The following is a 17,980-nucleotide window of genomic DNA, read 5'->3' on the forward strand; positions in this document are numbered from 1 at the left end:
TTGGCCCGGCTCGGGCACAGCAACGGTGTGCCAAGCGCGCAAACGTGGACACTGGTCGGATGACGGCGTCGACAGTGGTTTTCACCGACGGAGCGTGCGAGCGCAACCCCGGGGGCCGAGGGGGCTGGGGGTGGGTGGTTGATGAACACACCTTCGGCTTCGGCAGCGACGCCGCGACGACGAACCAGCGCATGGAGATCCGTGCGGCGCTGGAGGCGGTCCGCGCCCTGCCCCGGCCGCTGACGGTTTGGTCGGACTCCCGTTATGTGGTCGATTGCTTCGAGCGGTCCTGGTGGCGCACCTGGCAAAGGAACGGCTGGTTGAACTCCAAGAAGGAGCCCGTGAAGAACAGGGACCTTTGGGAGCCCTTCGTTGAGCTCGTGGCCACCGGCAAGGTCTCGTTTCGCTGGGTTAGGGGTCATTCAGGGGTCCACCTCAATGAGGTGGCCGACCGGCTCGCAAACGCCGGCATGCTAGGCGAACCGGTGGCGGCGCCGCTTGACCTCGCCGGGCTGGTGCTAAGCGCTGCGCAGGGCGCCGGGACCGCGGGGCGCTTCGTTGTCAGCGCAAAGTGGAGTGCCAACTGCAAGGCGTGCGGTGACCGCTACTCGGAAGGGACGAGTGTCACTAAGACCGACGTCGGCTGGGTTCACGAGGAGTGCGGAGCCGCTTAGCAAGGTCAGGCCCCACTCGCGAGCATTCCCGGCGAGGGCGCCTAGGATCGGTGGTTCTGGCGACGAGGCTCGGGAGGCTCAATGCCATAAGGAGCGGACGTGGATAACCAGGTTCAACTGATCAGCGACGGCGACGGCCTGGCGATCATCGGTGAGCCCGCCGCTGTCGAGCTGTTCCTTCAGGCGGAGGACTTGCCGTCTCGAGAACTGGGGCTGCCCCAGCTAAGGAGGGTCCTGACTCACGGTTCCGCCGGACTGCAGGCCGGCTCGGAGATCGCGTCTTCCTCGGGCCGATGGGTGAAGCTGACCGAGGAGTCCGCCCAGAAGATCAAGAAGTACGGCCTGATGGAGAGCAAGATTCCAGGCGTCAGCCACGCCATGGCAGGCAAGCCCGGAGACATCAAGGGGTGGCTTCAGATCACTACCCGGCCTGGGGCGCTCGCGACTAACCCGGCCGTGCTCGCCGGGGCCGCGGGGCTGATGGCTCAACTCGCGATGCAGCAGACCATGGGCGAGATCACGGACTATCTGGCCCGGATCGACGGGAAGCTCGACGATCTGATCCGCGCTCAGAAGGACGCTGTGGTCGCTCCGTTGATCGGGGTCGGGTTCCAGATCGACGAAGCAATGCAACTTAGGGCACACGTGGGGGCGGTCAACGAGGTCACGTGGTCGAAGGTGCAGTCCTCGTCGGGGACTATCGCGGAGGTCCAGGCGTATACGTTGCTTCAGCTCGACGGCTTGGCGGAAAGGCTCGAGGGAAGGTCCAAGCTCGGTCACCTTGTCACGGCGAGCGAGGACGCCGAGTCCAGGACTCGCCACTGGCTCGCCATCCTGGCCCGGACCATTCAGTTGCAAGACGCGATCGCCGTGCTTGAGCTCGATCGCGTGCTGGCTACGACGCCGGGCGATCTCGACGGCCACCGCCTCGGTTTGAAGGCGGCACGGAACGAACGGCTCGAGACGATCTCAAGGACAACGGACGGCTTGGTGTCACGCATCGACACCGCCGCGGGGTTTGCCAACACTAAGGTGCTGCTGCACCCATCCCGGTCACCCGAGGTGGTGCGGGCGGGTTTGCACGTGCTGGACGTCGTGGTCGACTTCGAGCAGAGGCTCGGCATGGAGTCGAATCGAGAACGGCTAGAGGCGAAACGCTGGGCAGACGCCGCAACAGACCTACGAGACAAGGCGCTCGTGTCAGGCAGCAGGCGCGTCGACGCCGCCCGCGCGCTCGGATCGGAGACTTACGAGCGTGCCATCCTCTCGAGAAGCCGCCTCTCTAACCGAGTCGCGGAACGGGCAAGGCGGATGCGCCGCGGCACGGACGACAAGTAAACAAGTCGTTTGGCCGCCAGGCTCAAGCACGAGATGGCGACGGGCGTGACGCCAGTGGCCAACCCTCTGTGAAGGGCAACCGGGAAGAACCGGCCGGAGCGCGCTGCGATCACTAGGGTCGCTACACAACCGACTGGACGGAGTTATCTCAGATGACCCTCACGTTCGCCTCGATCCTGTCTAGTACGGACATCGATCCCGCCGAGACCCTCATTATTCGGCACGCGTACGTGCCCATGCATGCAGATGGAACCCCCGGCATCCACGCCGACTCGTCGGACACCGAGCTCTTGGCGTACACCCGCGTCCAGTCAGTCAGCGCACGCACGTTCCCGGCTGCGCCTCCTCGAGTCTGGGTCGTGTTCCTGCCAGAGGGCGGCGATCGGGCTCGACTGTGGCGGGTCCTGATCAACAAGGGCGAACTCGAGCGCAATGAGGTGAACCGCACGTTCGATCTCGAGGTCTCTGAGGAGATGAGCGACCTGCGGAACCGGCTGGTCATCCAGTGGCGCTCGCCGCGCACGTGGCGGGTCAACGCCACCACGGCCGCGTCGTACCAGGTCATGGAGATCGCCGACGCCCAGCCAGTGAGGTTTCCTGGGTTCGACGCGCTTGTCCTGGAGCACCAGCAGCTTCAGGCGGTTGTCCGGGAACACCGATATGCCGCGTGGCGCACGGCTCTGTCTTCGGTCGTCGGGATCTACCTCATCACCGACACTCGTGATGGCCGGCAGTACGTCGGCAAGGCGGACGGGGCCGAGACCATCTTGCAGCGGTGGTCGGCGTACGCGACCAACGGGCACGGTGGCAACGTTGAACTGCGCGGTCTCGACCCGTCGACCTTCCGTTTCTCGGTGCTCCGGGTGTTCGACCCAACTACCCCCGAGCCGGTCGTTAACGCTGCTGAAAGTCACTTCAAGAACGCCCTCGACTCTCGACGGCACGGACTGAACGGCTGACCGACGTGGCCGAGGGTCCTGGGCGACGGAGGTCCCCACTACAGAGGCGTTGGCGCGCCTGCGGCCGGCAAGGGCGTCAGCTGGCGTCACCGCTCCCCCTCGCGAGAATTCCATGTCGCCCGAGGCATCGCGTCAGCGCGGGACGTTGGCAGGCCCGGCCTTGCGCGCAAAGATGGGCGGCGGGTTTCCCTGGGTGCACGGAGGCGGTGGAGATGTCGCAAGACGGCGGCGTTGAGTGCGTTCATGGGCTTACGGCCGCTTGGTGCTCGGACTGTTCCCAGGAGCAGGGCGCGCTCCCTAAGCGCGGCACCGGTTCGAAGCGCACGATCGATCCGAAGATGCGTGACTTGCTCGGGGCCGGTGTCGTGGTCCCAGGGACCGAGTTGCGTGGGCGGCACAAAGGCGCCTTGCACACGGCCACGCTCCAGTCTGACGGGACCATCTACCTTGACGGTCGATATTTCGACTCTCCAACGGGAGCAGCCACGTACATCACAGGGACGTCGGTCAACGGTTGGATCTGGTGGCGTATTGGCGATGACCTCCTCGCGGATCTCCGGTCCCAGTTGGATACCAACCGATGACCTGCTCAGAGTGCTTTTTGACGGACGCCATTAGCCGGTCCTGACCGCACTGGGAACTGTGTCCCTATGTGAGAGCCAAGCCCGTACATCTCTGGTCAAGGCGTCGGCTGCTTCTTCGCACGTGATCCCTGGGCGTGCGTCCCAGCAGAGATTCGTCAGGCGCACGTCTCCTACTTGCAGGCTCGGTCGCGGTCCTGGTCCAGTCGTGAAAGTAATGACGAGGGCCTGAGGAGCGCGGTATCCGGTAGCAAAGGCCACCGCTTGGTAGAGGTGTGCTGTCTCCCAGTCGCCACCCTGCAACTGGTACTTGACGTCCCCGACGGAACGGCCTCCGTCGAACACAAGGTCCGGGTTCAGGGTCTTCGCCGAAGGGTGTAGGGGCAGTCTCTTGTTCGTCACGACGTGGTCCGGCTCGAGGCGACTGGCGAGCAGCGCGCGGATGCCCGCTTCGACGGCCTCTGGGGTTCGGATCAGGAACGCGCAAGCGGAGGTCTCTCCGGCAGCCAAGTCGAAGGCGGTGCCGCGCAGGACCAGCTTCGCCAGTGACAGCGCCTGTTCGTAGTACCAGGTGCGCGGTCCGACCCGGACCTTGAGGTCTTCCGGCTGGAGGTCGGCGACGCCGGTGAAGTGACCGAGCAGTCGATTCGCCCGGGTCCGGGTTGTCGCCTGCGCCAAGGGACTGCGAGTCACGACCCGGATCGCGGCGCGAAGAACGCGGTTGATCGCGTTGTCCACGTCGAGCTCATCGAACTCGCACAGCATCTCGATCCGGCCACCCAACAGGCGCAGGGACGTACGCCGGACGTCGATCCGACCGCGCACGTAAGGGAGCTCCTCGTCCCTCGTTGAGTACTCACGAATGAGGTCGCCTCGGAGCACGTCCTCGCTGGAACCCACCAGCCAGCGCGCCAGCAGGTCGAAGAACTGCTCGCCGGTCTCCAGGTTCACAGGTGAGCTAGCCACCCGAGGTATGGCCCCGCCCACTGCCAACAACCGAAGCACGTGGTCCCCAGGGATCTTCGGACGGACGGCCAGGACCTTCTCCCCGACGCGAATCACCCCGACGGCATCAACGGCCCGCACCTCCCACCCGCCCTGCTGGGACCGTCGGACGTGGACCGCCGACGAGTCCTTAGAGATCTCCGCGTCGCTCGAGTCGGACTCACCCCACCAGGTCGACTGCCCCGCGAGCGACTTTCCCAGCGCCGCCACGGTCATGGCTTCGTCGTCGGTGATATCCACCGGATGCCAGCGGGACTCGCGCAGGTAGCTGAGCGTGGTGTCAGGCATCGGGCCAGAAGTCCGACAGGCTGAGGCTGGCTGCCACGTCCGGTCGATCGAAGAAGTACTCCTCGAAGAGCGGCTGCAACTGACGCTGCCACGTGGATCGAAGAGCAGCGACGTCGAACCCGTCGCGCATGAAGAACGAGTGACCGACCGTGTGATGACGGTCCAGAAGCGAGGTCAGCCGATTGTTGAGGGCGACGAAGCCGTCCACCAGTTTCGGGACCGAGCACGATCTCGTGGCGTAGTAGCGATCAAGGATCGCGGCGTCCGGCGGACAGTCGAACACTTCGAACCGCCGGCGCAGCGCGAGGTCGATGCTGCGGATACTCCGGTCGGCGGTGTTCATTGTTCCTACGAACAGCAGTTGCTCAGGAAGCGAGTAGTTCGGGGTGTACATCAGGTCGACAGGTTGACCACGGTACTCCAGCGCGTACAGAAGCTCACCGAACACTCGAGGGAGATTGGCACGGTTCATCTCGTCGAGGACGAGGACGTATCGCTGGTCGGACTCCTCGTCGATGTCAGCCGCCATGCGCAGCACAGCGCCATCAACCCGGTCGAAGGTGATGGCGCCACCGGCCGGCACGGGGCGCAGGCCCTCGATGAACTCCTCGTAGCCATACGAGGGGTGGAACTGCAGGATCCGGTAGGAGAGCGGGACGTCCTGGGTCATATATCGCGCCACGGCGCGCGCGATCCAGGTCTTGCTGGTTCCAGGCGGTCCGGCCAGGACCACTTGAGGGCGGCGGCGCAAGGTCTCGACCAGGTCCTCGAGCCATCCGCGGTCGCACAACGTCTCTGCCTCCAGCCAGGCGAGGTCGAGTGCGGGACGAACAACAACCAGTTCGGGCTCTGGCGGTATCGCAGCGGGGGGGCCTGCGTCCTTGTCGGAGGCGTCCGTAGGCGACCAGAGCCGATACATCAGCAGAGGACTCGTCTGGTTGCTCAAGGCTCCAGGAAGGGTCGCTGGGTCCGGGTTGGTGTTGGAGAGCAGGTTCTTGCTAGGCCAGTCCGCAGGCAGTTGGTGGAAGTCACTGAGACGGACGAACATCGTGTGGTGCTCGTCGCCGTAGTAGGCCGGGACGCGTTCCTCGTCGACCTCGCTGCGCTTGGTGACGATGTCCTCGACGCGCGTCCGCCAGACCTCTCCGGTGCGGTAGAGGTAGCAGTAGGTCGTCTGGCCGGAGGCGAGCTGGTCCTTCACGAGCGCCAGTCGTTGAGGACTCATCGCGTTGGTCCCGGGCTTGCCGATCTTGCCCCACCAGACGCTGCCAAGGGCCTCAGCGACTGCGCGGTGGCGTTCGATCGTGTCCGACCTGACCTCGCGACTCCACTTCAAGAGCATGTGGACGGGCTCATGCTCGGGTGGTGTCGTGAGGCCTAGATCTCGCAGGGTCTGGTGCAGCGCGAGCATTCGTTCGAGGTCGTGTACCAGCCGCTCGGTTGGCGGGACTTCATTGGCTGGGTACGGGGCTGCGAAGGCAGTCCCTGCCTCGTAAGAGCGGGGGCGCTGGTTGGTGGACTTGAGATCGATTTCCGTGACGAGGTCCGCCTGCGGGCCCAGTGCCCGGCGAACGTCCCAACATCGCTTCCGCAGGACCTGGGTCCCGCCGGAGACGAGCGTGGTGCCTTGAGCGAGGCTCAGGTACACGGCGGATCCATCTGCCGCGAAGAGATAGACCAAGTACACGCCGGTTCGCGGCGAGGATGCCGGGCCGCCACCCGTGATGGCGACCCATGGGACGTCAGCGTCGGACCCGTAGCCGGTACTCCCCCGGACTGAGACGTCGGCAGGCACGACGCGTCGGAGAAGTTCAGGGATCGTCTGGGTGACGAGGCTCTTGACTTCAGCGCCAATTGGCCCGCCATTCCGACCCTGTAGGCCGGTCAGGACTCTACTAAGCGCATCGGACAGGTCCAGGTGCTCCGAGCTGGACGCCGAATCCTCCCCTTGCGCGTACGCCGCTTCGTTCTCGGGTTGAAACTCCGCGGGCAACCTGTCGTTGAACAGTGGCTTGAGATCGAGGATGAGTTCTCGCTTCCGCGGTGTCGGGTCTGTGTCGGGCTCGACCGTAAACGTGCAGGTGTTCAGCCATTCCCGAATCTCGTCGCGCGTCGCTGTTCGTCCTAGTTCTGCGTCCAGCCGGCGACCGACCTTGTCGTGCAGGGACGACGCTTGCCGGTCCCCGGACAGGTGCTGGTGCATCCGTGTTCTGGTGCTCGCGCTCTCCCCCACGTAGAGGCACCGCCCCTGCGCGTCCCAAATGACATGTACGCCGGGGCTGTTCTCGACTTCTCGCACGCGTTCACTGTCGAATGGGTTCCTGTCGCTCGCCACGCCTGCGCCCCCTGATGGATCGTGTGCCGCCGTTGGGAGAACTATGCAACAGCGCCTTTCCGACGTCGGCCGCGGGCGCTCGCATGATTTCTCGCTGAATCCCGCATATCCAGGACTTTTTCTCAGTTCCCCGTGTGAAAACGAAAGACTGCCGGGTCTTCGGGCGTTTTGCCTTAAAGAATGGGCGACGCCGGCACGAGGGCGCGCGCCGCGGCCACAACGGTATTCGGACTGACTGCACGTAGGCGCACTTCCTGGGTCACGGCTGGAGTGCTGCCGCCGCGATGGCGTCGCGGCATGCGGCTGCCTTCCCCCTTCCTCTGTCGTCGTCATGCTCGCGCGCGCGGTCTGTGACTGGGGCAGCGAGAGCGGCAGTTGGTCGTAGCGGTGTTTCCTCTTCTTGTGGTTCCTCAAGCTGGTTCCTCTGGTGAGGACTGGGCTGTCCGCTCCCGACCGGTCCAGGCTGTCCGCCTGCGCTCCCGCGACCGGACTCCTGGGTCGAGTCGGGACCGGTCGATGACGTCCGCTCGGGAGCGACAGCAGCGTCATTGTTCTCCACAGGCGCCGCCCGCGGCGCAAGGGTGAGTTCCCATCTCCTGTTGTGGTGTCGATTGCCGACCCTTCGCCCCGAGCCGTCAGTTGCCTGTCGAATGAGGTCGGCTGCCTCTAGCTCTGCCAGAGCGCGCCGCACAGCGCGCTCACCAGCAGGATCACAGGTGGACCTAGGTCTTCCGTCTTGGCGACGACTGCAGCCGGTGCAGGTCGCGACATGTCCATAGCCCAGGCAACGAGCGAGGTGGTCCGAGCCGCCGAAGTAGACCGGTTGCTCGTCCGTGTCGAGCGCGACCAAGGCCATGACCAGGAGGACGGTGCGAGACCGATCGCTGCGGAGGTGGGGTAACGCCGTCGAGACGGCCGCGGATACGAGCTGTGCGCCCATTCAGCTGCTCTCCCGGGATGCTGACGCGTGGGCGTCGTGTACTGACGCGGCGTTGAACGGCGCGGTTGCGTCCGAGTGAGCCCATCGCGCCGCGGGCGCGCGGGTCGTCGTACGGCCGGTCATGCTTCTGCCGCATTATTCTTGGCGGCACGCACTCGCTTCGAGGCGATGGCCATGCGGAGCATGTGTGCGCGGTGCAGCTGCTCGACGCGGTACTCGCGTTCTGCTGGCGCCAGTGTGCCGTCAGGGTCGACCTCCCGTGCGAACTTGGCGCGTAGACCTTCTCGGGCTGGCTGGGTAGCCGCGGTTCTGTCCGGGCATGTCCCCCATCGCGTGGCGGCAGCTGCGCGTGCGGCGAGGGTGCGGGCATCGTTACTGGGGTTGCTCACGGCGCGGGTCTCCTTGCGCGTCGTGTCCGACCTTGCGGACACAACCGACCGTCGCGTGACGCGAGGTCGGAACCGATGAGTCAAGCCCGGTGAGGCGACTCGGAACGCGCACCCGATTTATGGAGCCGGTGCCGGACTCCCTGTTGCTTGTCCTCCGACCATAGACGGTCGTGCGCCGGCTCAGCCCGGTTCTCGCTCGGCGAGTCTTGCGGTGAGTACTTCGACGTCCTTGCGGGTCAGCCGCACGCGTAGGGATGCGGGACCGTGGTCTTTCATCGCCGCCAGCAGGTCGAGCAGTGGCTGCGCACGGACGACGTTGTCGTCCTTGGGGATGCCTCCGGCCCTGTTCCTGCGTGTCCGGTCTTGAGCGCAGCGTGCGCAGGACCAGCGAAGACCGTGGACCTCGCCGGTGGCCTTGTCGAGGTCCCAGGTGAGACGGGAGGTGCGCGGAGGCTGCGGCGCGACGGGCAGCGCGAGCGGAGGTTCGTCGGCGGTGGCGTCCTCCATGGGCTGGAAGAGCGACGTTGCGGATTCCTCGTCGCCGCTAAGTGGTGGGCGCCTTCGATCGGTGGTGCGGGACGGCTCAGCGTCTTCCAGGTGCGGGCGCCAACCGCTTCCCAAGGACGCGCGCATCCACCCGAGCCGATGCCGGCGATTGCTCGGGCACAGCAAGAGGACGTCGAGTGTCCAGGCGTGCTCATAGGCAGGCAGGCCGAGGAGGTCGTCTCGGGTGGGGAGATCGTCGGCTGTCACGTCCCGTCGCCGGCGGCGACTGTCTGCGGCTTGGGCACGGCCAGACGACTGATCGTCCCTCAGAGCTCCCCCAGATTCAGTGCCCGTGCCTCGGTGGCGGCCCGCGCGGAAGCCTGCGCCTTCGTGTAGCGCATCAGCATGTCCGGTCGGGTCCATCCAGCGACGGCCATCAGGCCGCCTTCTGAGCCTCCGGCGGCGAGCCAGCGGTGGGCCGCGGTGTGCCGGAGCTTGTGGGGATGGAATCCGATGACGCCGGCCTGGGCAGCGCGTGCGGCGAGTGTCTTGTGGAGCGCGTCGTAGGAGAACCGCTTGCCGCGGTCCCCCAGCCAGAGTGCGGGGGTGTCTGCGAGGCGGTGGCCGCGTCGTAGGCGAATGTACCGATCCAGGGCGAGCGAGGCGTCGGGACCGAACGGCACCGTGCGCCCCTTGCCGCCCTTGCCACGTCGGACCGTGGCGGTACCGCTGGCCAGGTCGACGTCAACCAGCTCCAGGGCGACGACCTCACCGGCACGCATGCCGGTCTCGAACATGAGCCGGATCATCGCCTCATCGCGCCGATGCCGAAGCGCCTCGGCCGGCGTTGCGCCTTTCGCCGGGGCGCAGGCCTTGAGGAGGCAGCGGAGCTCGTCGTCGGTGAGCGGTTCCACGACCTGTTCGTCCAGCTTCGGGGCCTTGACCCCCAGGAATGGGTCGGATTCGATCTCGCGCTCCTCGGCGAGCCATGAGGCGAAGCGGCGGACCGCGAGCTGGCGGGCCCGAGCAGTGGACGCAGCCGCCCCAGCGTCGAGCATCGCCGCGACCCACTGGTTGAGGCTGGCTCGAGAGGCCATCGGAGCGTCGTGGCTGGCGCACCAGGCCAGGTACTGACGCACCCCGTCGCCGTAGGACTTCAGCGTCTGGGGACTCTTGCGTTCGGCCCGCAGGGAGAGCTGCCAGGACTGCGCAAGGAGCTCGGCCTGAGGGACCGTGAGTGAGGTCGACACAACGCTGAGCCTAGGCCCGATATCTGGACTAGGAGCGCTGTGCGACCTCGGCGTGTCGCTGCCTACAGTCCGATTGGGCGTCTGACCTGCGCAAACACCGGTCAGAGGCACCTACGGTCAGTCCAGATAGTCGCGCAGGACCTGCGACCGGCTCGGGTGGCGCAGCTTCGACATGGTCTTCGACTCGATCTGGCGGATCCGCTCGCGGGTCACGCCGTAGACCTTGCCGATCTCGTCGAGGGTCTTGGGCTGGCCGTCGGTGAGGCCGAAGCGCATCGACACCACGCCCGCCTCGCGCTCCGAGAGCGTGTCGAGGACCGCGTGCAGCTGCTCCTGCAGGAGCGTGAACGACACCGCGTCCGCCGGCACGATCGCCTCGGAGTCCTCGATCAGGTCGCCGAACTCCGAGTCGCCGTCCTCACCGAGCGGGGTGTGCAGCGAGATCGGCTCGCGGCCGTACTTCTGGACCTCGATGACTTTCTCGGGGGTCATGTCGAGCTCCTTGGCCAGCTCCTCCGGCGTGGGCTCGCGGCCCAGGTCCTGGAGCATCTGGCGCTGGACGCGCGCGAGCTTGTTGATGACCTCGACCATGTGCACCGGGATGCGGATGGTGCGGGCCTGGTCGGCCATGGCGCGGGTGATCGCCTGGCGGATCCACCACGTGGCGTAGGTCGAGAACTTGTAGCCCTTGGTGTAGTCGAACTTCTCGACCGCACGGATCAGGCCGAGGTTGCCCTCCTGGATCAGGTCGAGGAAGAGCATGCCGCGACCGGTGTAGCGCTTGGCCAGCGACACCACGAGGCGGAGGTTGGCCTCGAGCAGGTGGTTCTTCGCGCGCCGACCGTCCTCGGCGATCCACTCGTACTCCTCGAGCATCTTCGGGCTGATCCGGCCGCCCTTGGCGAGCTTCTCCTCCGAGAACAGTCCGGCCTCGATCCGCTTGGCGAGCTCGACCTCCATCTCCGCGTTGAGGAGGGGGACCTTGCCGATCTGCTTGAGGTAGTCCTTGACCGGGTCGGCGGTCGCGCCGGCCACCATGACCTGCTGCTCGGGCTCGTCGGTCTCGTCGGCCGCGGAGACGGTGAAGGCCTGCTTCTCGTCCTCCTTGATCGTCGGGTCCGCTGCGACGTCCTTCTCGAACTGGTCGTCCGGGATGTCGGGCAGGGCCTTCTTGCCGTCGGGACCGACCACCGGGGCCTCGGCCGCACCGAGGTCGACGGGCTCGCCGGTGGTCTTCGCGGCGGCCTTCTTGGCCGGTGCCTTCTTGGCGGCCGCCTTCTTGGCGGGCGCGGCCTTGGCGGGCGCCGTCTCCACGTCGCTCGACTGGGGCTCGACAGCCTTCGTCGCGGCGGACGCGGTCGCGGCCTTCTTCGCCGGCGCCTTCTTGGCGGCGGCCGAGGTCGAGGCACGCTTGCTGGTCGCCGCCACGGCGCGCAGGCTCGAGGCGTCGAGCTGCACGGTGATGCCCAGCTCGCCGAGGTGCACGAGCAGCGCCTTCAGGTGGCGAGGCTCGACACCGGCCTCGTCACTGGCGCGCCGCACGTCCTCGGGGGACACGGTGCCGGTCGGGGCGCCGCCCTCGACCAGTGCGGTGATGGAGGGGTGCGACAGCACCTCTGCGGGGAGCAACTTGCGTGCGTGTGAGGACACGAACACCTCTCGTCCAGCAACTTCGGGGCGCGGCGAGGCCCGGAGACGTCAAGAGCCGCTCGCTCATTCTGCCACGGACGACCCGACGCCCGGCGCACCGGGCCTGTTCCGGCGGCGGTTTCGGCCTACTTCGGCGCGCGGGCGGCCGCCTTGGCGGCCTTCTTGTGGTCGCGGACCTTCTGCAGCGACTCGGCGTCGACCACGTCGGCGACCGAGCGGTGCCCCTCGAGGGCGTAGTCGCCGACGACCGCCTCCCAGCCCGGGGGACGTACGCCGAGCTGCTTGGCGAGCAGCGCGACGAAGATCTGCGCCTTCTGCTTGCCGAAGCCCGGCAGCGCCATCACTCGCTTGAGCAGGTCCTTGCCGTCGCTCGCCTCCTCCCACAGCCGCGAGGCGTCGCCGCCGTAGGTGTCCTCGACGATCCGCGCCAGCTCCTGCAGGCGCGCGGACATCGATCCCGGGAACCGATGGATCGCCGGCGGGGTGGCCGCCATCGCCGCGAACTCGTCGGGGTCGGCGGCGGCGATCGGGCCCGGCTCGACGGTCCCGAACCGGTCGAGGACCTTCGCAGGCCCCCGGAACGCGTGCTCCATCGGGTACTGCTGGTCGAGCATCATGCCGACGAGCAGCGCGAACGCGGAGTCGTCGAGCACCTTGTCGGCGGCCGGGTCACCGGTGATCTGCAAGCCCATGGGGCGATTGTGCCCGACCGGCGCGGGTCGCGCGCTACTGCGCCTTGACCGCCAGCACCGGGCAGGGTGCGTCGAGGAGCACGCGCTGGGCGTTGCTGCCCAGGATCAGCTTGCCGACGGGCGAGCGGCGCCGCAGGCCGATGACGAGCAGCTCGGCGTCGTTGGCCTCGGCGATGCTGATGAGGTCCTCGGCCGGCTCGAAGCCGCGGACGAGCTGGCGCACGTCGTGCTCGACGCCGGACTCCTCGAGCTTCTGCTTGATCGCGGACATGTCGTCCTCGGCGGCAGCCGCCCTCGCCCCGTCGAAGTCCTGCCCGCCGCGGTGGGAGTTGACGACGACGAGCGTGGCGCCGCGCAGCTTGGCCTCGCTGATGCCGGCGGCCAGCGCGGCCTCGCCCTCCGGCTTGGGGACGTATCCGACGACAACGGTGCCCATGGGGGTCTCCTCTCGTGGCCGCAGAGCCCGTGTGGCTGGCCTGTTGGCACCGTAACGGAAACCGTCAGCGTTGGGCACCTGTGGACAGGCGCGTCGCACCCGCGCAGGTGGGGCAGGCTGGGCGGATGCCAGTCGTCGCCGCGCTCCAGGCGCCCGTCGACCGCGAGACGCACCTGGTGCTGCGCGCCGCGGTGCTCGAGCTCGTCGAGGGCTCGCCCTCGCGCGGGTTCGCCCCGACGGTGCACGCCGGGGTGCCGGGGCGCAGCGCCCGCCACCGCGAGGACGTCCCGGTCGCCGACGCGGGGCTGCGGGCGGACCTCGCGCTCGCGCTGCTGCGGCGCGGGTCCCGGCTGCACCCGCGACCACGGCTGTGGCTCACCCGACCCGGCGAGCTCACGGCCCACGACGACGACCTCAGGTGGCTCGGGCCCGCGACCTGGGCGGCGTCCGCGCTGGGACTCCCGATCAGCCTGGTGGTGGTGACCCGGCGCGGGTGGTTCGACCCGGTGTCGGGCGTCAGCCGGGAGTGGCGCCGGTTGCGCCGACGCTGAGCACGCTGAGCACGCCGAGCACGCGGAGGCGGGTCAGTCCCACTCGTGGACGGGCTGGTTGCTGTGCATCCGCTCCCGGTAGTCGAGCAGGGTGGCGCGGAGGGCGTCGTAGCGGTCCTCTCCCCCGCGCTCGCGCACGCGGTGGACGAACCACGCCGCGCCACTGGTCTCGGCCTTGCAGCGGTGCTCGATGATCCCGAGGTAGCGGTCGACCTCATCGGCCGGCACGCCGTAGGACTCGAGGCCCTCCTGCGCCATCGGCAGCAGCCGCCGCAGCACCAGCTCGGTGGCGCGTACCTGCCCGATGCCGGGCCAGTAGACCTGGGCGTCGACGCCCGTCTGCGCAGCGACGTGGAAGTTCTCCTCGGCGGCCGAGAACGACATCTGCGACCACAGCGGTCGCTCGCTCTCCGCGAGGTGGCGCACCAGGCCGAACCACAGCGCGGCGTTGGCGATCGTGTCGGCGACGGTGGGCCCGGCCGCCAGCAGCCGGTTCTCGACCCGCAGGTGGGGCACGTCGTCCGCGATGTCGTAGACCGGGCGGTTCCAGCGGTAGATGGTGCCGTTGTGGAGGCGGAGCTCGTGGAGGCTGGGCGTGCCACCGGACTCCAGCACCTCGAGGGGGTCCTCCTCGTCGGTGACCGGCAGCAGGGCCGGGAAGTAGCGTACGTTCTCCTCGAACAGGTCGAAGACCGAGGTGATCCACCGCTCGCCGAACCAGACGCGGGGGCGCACGCCCTGGGCCTTGAGCTCCTCGCTGCGGGTGTCGGTCGCCTGCTCGAACAGCGGGATCCGGGTCTCGCGCCACAGCTCCTTGCCCAGGAGGTACGGCGAGTTCGCCGAGACCGCGACCTGGATGCCGGCGACCGCCTGCGCGGCGTTCCAGTAGGCCGCGAACTGATCGGGCGAGGTCTGCACGTGGAACTGCGTGCTGGTGCACGCCGCCTCGGGGACGATCGAGTCGGCGGTGGTGGTGAGTCGCTCGCGTCCGGAGATGCTGATGGTGATGTCCTCGCCGCGCGCGGCGAGGATCTGCTCGGACAGCAGCTTGTAGCGCGGGTTCGCGCTGAGGGTGTCGAGGCGCATGTGGCCCTCGGCGAGCGTGGGCAGGATCCCGATCATCACCTGGTGGGCGCCGACCCTGGCGGCTTTCTCCTCCGCGTCGTTGAGCGAGCGGCGCAGGCTGTCCTCGAAGGTCGACAGACCGCCCTCGCGCAGCTTGGCGGGCGCGAGGTTGATCTCGATGTTGAACTGCCCGAGCTCGGTCTGGAAGTCGGGGTCGGCGATCGCCTCGAGGACCTCGGCGTTCTTCAACGCCGGGTCGCCCACCTCGTCGATGAGGTTGAGCTCCATCTCGAGCCCGGTCATCGGGTCGTCGGTGTCGAAGCGCGCCTCGCGAAGCATGCGCGCGAACACGTCGAGGTTGCGGCGCACCTTCTCGCGGTGGCGCGTCCGGTCGGCGCGGCTGAAGTCCTGCTGGTCGACCTCTTCTCCCATGACCGCACCCTAGTCAGGCCGGTGGCTGCCGGGAACAGCCCGCAGGGGCGTGCTCACGCTGCGGGATCGCTCGAGCCGGCCAGCCCCGGGCGCAGCCGCTCCCACGACGAGGGCGGCACGGCATCCTCGAGCAGGTCGGCCACCAGCGCGGCGAGCGAGTGGTGGGGCCGGTCCTCGCGGCTGCGGTCGACCGCGCACCACGCGAGGGCGCCGTCACCGAGCAGCCAGGCGGCGAACGCCAGCACGGCCGCCGGCCCGGCGAGGTGCGAGGACGGCAGGCGGCGCACGGCGTCGGACCACAGGTCGACCGCGGACCGGGCCTGCTCCCGCGTGAGCCACGCCCAGGCCTCGTCCCGTCGCTCGCCGACGGTGACGGTGACGGCGACCGAGGCGAGCTCGGCGGTCGTGAAGCCCGTCCCGGCCGCGAGGTGGTGGCGCACCAGGGCCGCCAGCACTCCGGGCGCGAGCGGTGGCGCACCCGGGAGCAGGGCCGCCGTCGCCCGGGCGGCGGCCGGGTCGCAGGCGAGGGTGGCCCGCAGGTCGTCGCGGCTCGCGTGCGTCACCCGGCCGGCGAGGACCCCCTCCGCGGTGAAGCGGTGGTCCGCGAGCGTGAAGGGCACCCCGCGGTAGGCCGCGAGCGGCGCGCCGGGGAGGACGGCGTACCAGTGGGAGTCGTGGACGCGGACCACCTCGTGCACGGTGGTGCCGGCGGCCGTGAGCTCCTCGTGGACCGCCCAGGCGGTCTCGTCGGCCACGGTCGTGTCGTCGTCGTAGACCACGACCACGACGTCGGTGACCTGGTTGCGGCGGGTCGCCCGGAGCAGGGCCTCGACCACGTCGTCGACGTCGTCGGGGTCGTGCGGGAGGTCGACGCGGGCGTGCATCCCGGGTCCGCCGACGCTCATCACGACCACGGAGTGCTGGGGGACGAAACCGAGCGCGACGGGCACGAACGCGACGAGGTCGTCGGGCGTGCGGGCGCACAGGGTGAGGGTGGGCGCGGTGGGCTGGGGGGACGGGGTGGACGGGGTGGGCCGGGAGGGCTGGGTCGGTGTCATGGCAGGACGGTTTCCGCATCCACCGACACCTCACGCCTGACCGCCTCCCGGCCTGTGGACGACGGCGGTGTGGGTCCGCCTGTGGACGTTTCCCGGCCCGCGACCGGGGCTGGGAGACTGGGTGCGTGACCACCTGCTCCCCCGCCGCCGACCCCCGCGGCGACGGCACGGGAGGCGACTGATGCGGGCGACCGCCTCGGTGCTCCACGTCGACCTCGACGCGTTCTTCGCCGCCGTCGAGCAGCGCGACAAGCCCTCCCTGCGCGGCAAGCCCGTGATCGTCGGGGGGACCGGCGGGCGGGGCGTCGTCGCGACCGCGTCCTACGAGGCCCGCCGCTACGGCGTCGGGTCGGCGATGTCGGGACGGGAGGCCCGCGCCCGCTGCCCGCACGCGGCGTTCCTCAGCGGGCGGTTCCACGCCTACCGCGAGACCAGCGGGCGGGTGATGCAGGTCCTGCGCGAGCTCTCGCCCCTGGTCGAGCCGCTGTCGCTCGACGAGGCCTTCGTCGACCTCGCCACGGCCGGGCTGCCCGACCTCGAGGTCGCGACCGTCACCGAGGCCGGGGCCCGGCTGCGCGCCCGGATCCACGAGGTCACCGGTGGGCTGACCGCCACCGTCGGCATCGCTTCCTCCAAGTTCCTCGCCAAGGTGGCCAGCGAGCTGGACAAGCCCGACGGGATGACGGTCGTGCCGCCGGGCACCGAGCTCGACCTGCTGCGGCCGATGAAGGTCTCGGTGATCCCCGGCGTGGGCCCGGCCACCGCCGAGCGGCTGCGGCGCGCCGGCATCCACACGATCGCCGAGCTCGAGCGGGTCGAGGAGGACGAGCTGGTCGGGCTGCTGGGGAAGGCCCAGGGCCACGGCCTGTGGCAGCTGGCCCGAGCCCGCGACGACCGCCCGGTGCTGGCCGAGCGGGAGACCAAGTCGATCAGCTCCGAGGGCACCTACGACTCCGACCTCACCGACCGCCGGCTGATGGAGGGCCTGCTCACCCGCCAGGCGCGCGAGGTCGGCGCGCGGATGCGCAAGAACGGCCACTCGGGGCGCACGGTCACGATCAAGGTGCGCCTCCACGACTTCACCACGCTGAGCCGCTCGAGCACCCTGTCGAGCCCGACGGACGACGGCGCCACGATCGCCCGCGTCGCGCGCACCTTGCTGGGCGACCTCGACACGACCGGCGGGGTGCGCCTGCTGGGCGTGGGCGTCTCCGGGCTCGCCGACTGGGTGCAGGAGGACCTGTTCGGCGACGCGCCGGGCGAGGAGGAGGACGACGAGGTCGTGCTGCCCGAGCCTCCCCGTCGTGCCTGGCCGCCGGGCGCCGACGTGGTGCACGACGAGATGGGGGCCGGCTGGGTCTGGGGCTCGGGGTCGGGCGTGGTGACCGTGCGGTTCGAGACCGCGCACACGCCGCCCGGTCCGGTGCGCAGCTTCCGCATGGACGACCCGGCGCTGCACCGGGTCGTACCCCCGTCGGAGGACTGACAGCGACGAGCACGCGCCGGGCCACCGGCGGGAACGGGTGAGGGGCTCCCGACGGTATGAGCGTCGGGAGCCCCTCGTTCGACCGGGTGAGGTGACGTCCGGTCCACCGGACCGGGCACCGTGCCCCGCCGACCCCGTCACCGGGCCTGCGCGGCGAGCAGGGCTCGCCGTCTGGGAACGTGCCATCCGATCCGGTCCCCGACCCCGCCGGAGCGGTGTCGGTAGGCAGAGTTCTATGCCCCGGTGCGCACGCCCCGCAAGGGGTCGCGACGACAAACCCGCGGTCCCACAGGGTTGCCCACAGAAGTCGTGCCGATCTCCACAGCGCGCGTCCCACCCTCCACAGACCGGCGGTGGGCCGGGGT

Annotated in this window: 15 protein-coding genes; 6 read left to right on the top strand and 9 right to left on the bottom strand. The window is 68.9% G+C overall.

Features of this window, described 5'->3' with window-relative positions; all coding sequences use genetic code 11:
- The first annotated feature begins 59 nt into the window (after positions 1–59).
- From ACFFJG_RS19850 to ACFFJG_RS19865, 4 genes are all read left to right on the top strand, one after another.
- Complete coding sequence (locus ACFFJG_RS19850; protein WP_378520531.1) at positions 60–674, top strand: ribonuclease H family protein; 615 nt, start codon at positions 60–62, stop codon at positions 672–674.
- A 99-nt stretch (positions 675–773) separates the two neighbouring features.
- Positions 774–2,012 (top strand): hypothetical protein, encoded by a 1,239-nt coding sequence (locus tag ACFFJG_RS19855; RefSeq protein ID WP_378520532.1) that lies wholly within the window; start codon positions 774–776, stop codon positions 2,010–2,012.
- 152 nt (positions 2,013–2,164) lie between these two features.
- Positions 2,165–2,971, top strand: coding sequence for a GIY-YIG nuclease family protein (locus tag ACFFJG_RS19860; RefSeq protein ID WP_378520533.1), 807 nt, complete (start codon positions 2,165–2,167; stop codon positions 2,969–2,971).
- 212 nt (positions 2,972–3,183) lie between these two features.
- Positions 3,184–3,555: a restriction system modified-DNA reader domain-containing protein gene (locus ACFFJG_RS19865; protein WP_378520534.1), complete on the top strand. Its 372-nt coding sequence runs from the start codon at positions 3,184–3,186 to the stop codon at positions 3,553–3,555.
- Positions 3,556–3,585: 30 nt separating this feature from the next.
- On the opposite strand, the gene ACFFJG_RS19870 is transcribed toward ACFFJG_RS19865, so the two are convergent.
- The 7 genes from ACFFJG_RS19870 to ACFFJG_RS19900 form a co-directional block, all read right to left on the bottom strand.
- A complete protein-coding gene (locus tag ACFFJG_RS19870; protein ID WP_378520535.1) occupies positions 3,586–4,845 on the bottom strand; it encodes an McrC family protein in 1,260 nt (419 codons plus the stop codon).
- Positions 4,838–7,048 carry an MrcB family domain-containing protein gene (locus ACFFJG_RS19875; RefSeq protein WP_378520536.1) on the bottom strand — a complete coding sequence of 737 codons (2,211 nt, stop codon included), beginning with the start codon at positions 7,046–7,048 and terminating at the stop codon, positions 4,838–4,840. The genes ACFFJG_RS19870 and ACFFJG_RS19875 overlap by 8 nt, the downstream gene beginning before the upstream one ends.
- 1,641 nt (positions 7,049–8,689) lie before the next feature.
- Positions 8,690–9,262, bottom strand: coding sequence for a hypothetical protein (locus ACFFJG_RS19880; RefSeq protein WP_378520537.1), 573 nt, complete (start codon positions 9,260–9,262; stop codon positions 8,690–8,692).
- Between the two features lie 59 nt (positions 9,263–9,321).
- Entirely contained in the window at positions 9,322–10,245 is a 924-nt protein-coding gene (locus ACFFJG_RS19885; protein WP_378520538.1) for a tyrosine-type recombinase/integrase, read from the bottom strand.
- 117 nt (positions 10,246–10,362) lie between these two features.
- Entirely contained in the window at positions 10,363–11,673 is a 1,311-nt protein-coding gene (locus ACFFJG_RS19890) for an RNA polymerase sigma factor (protein WP_378520622.1), read from the bottom strand.
- 347 nt (positions 11,674–12,020) lie between these two features.
- The gene (locus ACFFJG_RS19895) at positions 12,021–12,587 is read right to left on the bottom strand and encodes an HhH-GPD-type base excision DNA repair protein (protein WP_378520539.1); all 567 of its coding nucleotides are present in this window, start codon (positions 12,585–12,587) and stop codon (positions 12,021–12,023) included.
- Positions 12,588–12,621: 34 nt separating this feature from the next.
- On the bottom strand, positions 12,622–13,023 hold the full coding sequence (locus tag ACFFJG_RS19900; protein ID WP_378520540.1) for a universal stress protein: 402 nt from the start codon (positions 13,021–13,023) through the stop codon (positions 12,622–12,624).
- A 125-nt stretch (positions 13,024–13,148) separates the two neighbouring features.
- Here ACFFJG_RS19900 and ACFFJG_RS19905 point away from each other — a divergent pair, with 125 nt between their 5' ends.
- Positions 13,149–13,574 (top strand): hypothetical protein, encoded by a 426-nt coding sequence (locus ACFFJG_RS19905; protein WP_378520541.1) that lies wholly within the window; start codon positions 13,149–13,151, stop codon positions 13,572–13,574.
- A 33-nt stretch (positions 13,575–13,607) separates the two neighbouring features.
- Here ACFFJG_RS19905 and ACFFJG_RS19910 read toward each other — a convergent pair whose 3' ends face one another.
- Together ACFFJG_RS19910 and ACFFJG_RS19915 are read right to left on the bottom strand one after the other, a co-directional pair.
- Positions 13,608–15,071 (bottom strand): glutamate-cysteine ligase family protein, encoded by a 1,464-nt coding sequence (locus ACFFJG_RS19910; protein ID WP_378520542.1) that lies wholly within the window; start codon positions 15,069–15,071, stop codon positions 13,608–13,610.
- Positions 15,072–15,124: 53 nt separating this feature from the next.
- The gene (locus ACFFJG_RS19915; RefSeq protein WP_378520543.1) at positions 15,125–16,129 is read right to left on the bottom strand and encodes a DUF4192 domain-containing protein; all 1,005 of its coding nucleotides are present in this window, start codon (positions 16,127–16,129) and stop codon (positions 15,125–15,127) included.
- A 181-nt stretch (positions 16,130–16,310) separates the two neighbouring features.
- Between ACFFJG_RS19915 and ACFFJG_RS19920 the strand changes: the two genes are divergently transcribed.
- Entirely contained in the window at positions 16,311–17,615 is a 1,305-nt protein-coding gene (locus ACFFJG_RS19920) for a DNA polymerase IV (protein WP_378520544.1), read from the top strand.
- The last annotated feature ends 365 nt before the right edge of the window (positions 17,616–17,980 follow it).

Origin of the sequence: Nocardioides zeicaulis (assembly GCF_042432345.1) — a bacterium.
Lineage (GTDB): Bacteria > Actinomycetota > Actinomycetes > Propionibacteriales > Nocardioidaceae > Nocardioides > Nocardioides zeicaulis.